Origin of the sequence: Hahella sp. HN01 (genome assembly GCF_018986435.1) — a bacterium.
GTDB lineage: Bacteria > Pseudomonadota > Gammaproteobacteria > Pseudomonadales > Oleiphilaceae > Hahella.
The window spans coordinates 1-4,202 of sequence record NZ_JAHMIN010000082.1; the positions used below are offsets into that span (position 1 = coordinate 1).

Annotated in this window: 5 protein-coding genes; all 5 read right to left on the minus strand. The window is 59.2% G+C overall.

Annotation, left to right across the window (positions count from 1 at the left end; all coding sequences use genetic code 11):
- The coding region (locus tag KP814_RS31905; RefSeq protein ID WP_371824109.1) for a ParB/Srx family N-terminal domain-containing protein at positions 1–481 on the minus strand (481 nt) is incomplete at its 3' end.
- A gap of 470 nt (positions 482–951) precedes the next feature.
- Positions 952–1,347: a DUF6362 family protein gene (locus tag KP814_RS31910; RefSeq protein WP_216740571.1), complete on the minus strand. Its 396-nt coding sequence runs from the start codon at positions 1,345–1,347 to the stop codon at positions 952–954.
- Positions 1,340–1,552 carry a hypothetical protein gene (locus KP814_RS31915; protein WP_216740572.1) on the minus strand — a complete coding sequence of 71 codons (213 nt, stop codon included), beginning with the start codon at positions 1,550–1,552 and terminating at the stop codon, positions 1,340–1,342. The genes KP814_RS31910 and KP814_RS31915 overlap by 8 nt, the downstream gene beginning before the upstream one ends.
- Positions 1,539–2,018 (minus strand): crossover junction endodeoxyribonuclease RuvC, encoded by a 480-nt coding sequence (locus KP814_RS31920; protein WP_011399399.1) that lies wholly within the window; start codon positions 2,016–2,018, stop codon positions 1,539–1,541. Before KP814_RS31920 ends, KP814_RS31915 begins: the two co-directional genes overlap by 14 nt.
- 115 nt (positions 2,019–2,133) lie before the next feature.
- Positions 2,134–4,202 (minus strand): phage/plasmid primase, P4 family (locus KP814_RS31925; protein ID WP_216740573.1); only part of this gene is annotated, 2,069 nt, incomplete at its 5' end.

The window sequence follows — 4,202 nt, forward strand, 5'->3', positions numbered from 1 at the left end:
AATCGCTGAATAATTCGGCGTACGCATCCGGTGAGGTTGCGTCGCCACAGAGGACGCGATGTTCACCACACAACCAGACGTCGCCGGATTGGGAGACTACGGCCGCTTCCTCTTCGGGAACCGAGTCGTCGTCAGTTTGACCCACTACCTCGGTTTCCTCCGCCTCCAGCAACGCCGCCAGATCGTCCGCGTCGAATCCGGTCAGGTCCAGGTCGAAACCGTCTTCCTGCAGCGCCTCCAGTTCAACACGCAGTAATTGCTCGTCCCAGCCCGCCTTTAAGGCCAGCTGATTGTCCGCGAGGATATAAGCGCGTTTCTGCGTCGGCGACAAATGCGCGAGCTCGATGATCGGGACGTCCACCATTCCTAGTTTTCTCGCCGCCAGCAAGCGCCCGTGGCCGGCGACAACGCCGTTCTCTCCGTCGACCAGGATAGGGTTGGTCCAGCCAAATTCCGCGATACTGGCGGCGATCTGCGCCACCTGTTCCTCGGAGTGCGTACGCGCGTTTCTGCAATATGGGATGAGCGCTTCCACTGACCGGTATTGAACAATCAATGGCGGATAGCTCGGGGTGCCAACCGCGGACAAAGAATTCAGATTCTGGGCCTCAAAAAAGAACCCGCCGGCGAATCGCTTCACGGGCGGGTAAAGGGAAGTACGTTGGAATCGGACCTGCGAACCGCAAACCCTGCAAACCTCGTTTTTAGCGCTGACGCTAAACAAACGCGGCGCTCACGCCCCCCGCTTCGACTCATGGCCAGGAAGGACCCATCGGGAGCCCAAAAGGCGCCCAGATAGGCCAAATAATCGCCTGGCGGCTGCCATAGCGGGGAGGTGCGCTCGTGTCACGAGGTAACGCAAATATTACCAAAAAAACCGGCGGATGTTACGCCCCCGAATTGGCGTCAAACCCGCACCAGTACTACGTTTTCCGCAGGAGTTGTTTATAACTAATTAAAACTAATCCTTTCCTCGGGATCGTTAAGTCGAACAGCCACAGCAGACAACGCTGCCTTCCAGCGACGCCATCCCGTGGTGCGGTCCATACCGAAGTGCGCGCAGACTTCTTTCCAGGGACAGCCATCCGCCCGCATCCACACCAGGTGACGTTGATCCTCGGTCAACCATTTCACCCAACGGAAGGTCTCCAGCATGCGATCAATCGCCGCCGGATCGGGCGGCAGTCGCCTCACCACAGGCTCCGCTCCCATGTTCTCCCAGGGCTTGCGTAGAATGGCTGGCCAGCTGTTAGCGTATCCCTGCACCCGGACAGGGGGCAGCCGTTGCGCGGTGATAGCTGCGTCAGTGAAACGGTCAGCCACGTGCTCTAATGTCCATTCAGTCATGCTTAGGTTCCCCTGCGCCGTAGAGGCGCTCTCCAATCCGACACAACAGCTCGCTCTCTATCCAGTTCAATCGGTCATCGTCAGGCGAGATCACCAGGATGCGTTGACTGCGCCACCCCTCGCGTTTGATCTTCTCGGGATCGGGTCCCTGATCAGGCTGATATTTTCCCAAGGGGCTGCGGTAAATGGGTTTAGGCGTTTTCATATTCCGTCTCCTGTGTGTCCTGCACCCACAGCATGATCGCCAGGGCATCCGCCTCGTTATCATCCGAGGGATTGAATCCCCGTTTCCGTACAGCCGCTATCACATCCTCCTTGCTGGCGTTGCCTTTACCGCTGACGTGACGCTTGATGGTCCCCACAGGCACGCCTTGGTAAGGGATCTCATGGTGCTCGCACCACGCCGTTAGCGTCGCCAGAAAGCCGCCATAGGCATGCGCGGAATCCGTGGAGACATGCCGGCGAACCTCCTCGAAATACAGCGCGTCAATGCCGTCCAGATTCGCTTTCAGCTCGGTCAGCCAACGTTTGAATCTCAAAAAGCGCATACCGCCGCCTTCAAAGCGCTGGGGTTTAAAGTTCATCACGCCACTGACGATGGCGCGATCCTTTCCTTTCGCCGCCCATCCGGTGCGTGTTCCCAGATCCAGCGCCAATACTGATAAGGTCATTTCCATCTCCGTTTGAGAGAGTGGTGACGGATGGTGACAGGCTTATCGAATAACCTCTTACGCGTACGCGCGTGTAGGCGTTAATCAGAATAAGGGTCACCATCCGTCACCAAGGTTAATCGTAAGGGTCGTAATAACTGCGAGGAAACGACTTGGGACGTAGCCTGAGCCCTTTAAAGGCGCGCGTTCCCCCGTGTAATCGACTCTGAGAAAAGTTGCGTGTGATGAGGATTTCTGAAAAGCGTTTGATGGAGCCGACATACTCGCCAGCGCGTTCAGCCCACTCACGCCAATCCGCGTACAACTCCGAAGAGGCCGCTTTCGCTTCCGCCGATCGCTCACAGCGCTCATCAATCCACTGCCCAAGGGCGTCCTCCGCCTCAAAATATTCCTCCGTCGCCGCACTCACGCAGGCGGGCGGATTGAGACCCATGCGCTGCCATTCCAGACATCCTTCCACCGCCCAGGCGAGAATGCCTTCGCGCTCGGCAAGCAGTTTGTCGGTCAGGCCGCCGTCGCGTTTCTCCGGTGGTACGGTCACGGTGAACGGAATCAGATGCAGCCGACGCTTCATCGCTTCGTCGACATTGCGGATAGCCGGTTTGTGATTACCGGCGATCAGCAACTTGAATTGAGGGACATACTCAAAGAAGTCCTGGCGCATGAAGCGCGCGGAAACCTTGTCGCCGCCAGTGATGGCTTTGACCTTGGACTCGTTCCAGCGCCGGCCTTGCTCGGTCTCGATGGCCGACACGAAGCGCGCTCCGCGCAGGCCAGCAAGATCCGTTGGGTGTCGATCGCCGCGCGCTTCCATGAACGTGTCCATGGGCGCGTTGGCGGCGTAGTCGCCCAGAATGGCTCCCACCACGTTCACGAACACGCTTTTGCCGTTGGCGCCTGTACCGTAGAGGAAAAACAACGCATGCGCGCTGGTGGCGCCACTCAGGCAGTAGCCGACCACTCTTTGCAAATACGCCTGCAGGTCGGCGTCCTGTCCCGTCACATCCGCCAGAAAGCTCCGCCATGTTGGACATTCGCCTTTAGGCGTTGCGGTGGTCGACTTGGTCATGCGGTCTTCGCGACGGTGTGAACGTATCCGGCCCGTGCGCAGTTCGACCACGCCACCGGGCGTATTCAACGCCCAGATATCCGCATCCCATTCCTCCGGTGTGGAGGCGTGCAGGGGATCAGAGCGCGCAATCTTCTCCACGGCGGCAATGGCGGCGGCGCTCGCCAGCCGGCCTTTGCGTTTATCGTTGTCCGCCTTTTGAGACGCGGCGCGGCAAACACCGCGCACAAGATGCTGAACAAACAGTACCTGGTCCGAGTTCCAGCGCATGCCCGACCACACCAGCCATTTGCCCCAGAGAGAGCAATACCGCCAGTCCTCGCCATAGCGACGTGTGAAGGCTGTGGCCAGGCCGTCCTCTGTGGCCCAGTCGACATCACTCAATAGAGTTTCCGAATCCACTTCGTCGCAATGGAGCTCTATTGGCATGCGGGGACCGGCTGAAATAAGCCCCGCCGCGTCAAAGCCTTCCTCCAGAGCGTCCGCGGCATCCCAGCCCTCGGGCTTGTCTTCCGGTGGCGTCAGAATGGCGACCGATATTCCTCCCGCCCGTAGAATCGCCTGAGAAGCTTGGTCGGCGTAGGCCCAACCCGGCGCATCCCGATCAGGCCAGATGATCACATGCTTGCCAGTCAGCGGGCGCCAGTCGGTTTTGTCCACCGGAGCCTTAGCTCCATTCATCGCCGTGGTGGCGCAGATACCTGCATCGATCAGCGCCTGGGCGCATTTCTCGCCTTCCACCAACACCACCTGTTCCGACTGCGCGATACCGGGTTGGTTGTACAGGGGACGTGGCTCAGGCGGCGTCATCTTGCGACGCTTGGCGTCCCAAGGCCGAAACTCCTTCCTTCGCCCAGGAGGATCGTAGCGATACACCACCCCCAGGAGTTTTCCAGCCGCGTCCAGATAATCCCACTTGGCCGTCGCCGGACCGAGATCATCCATTGGCGGCGACTTGCTTCGCTTGCGGGTGGGCTGGGTGCGAGAACGCCCCAACAACTCGACGGCCAGATCAAGAACCCTGGAAAAGTCCGCGCATGCGTCAACGTGGTAATACCCGGCAATCATGGCGTAGATATCACCGCCGACGCCTTCCGCCCGATCAGTCCAAAGAC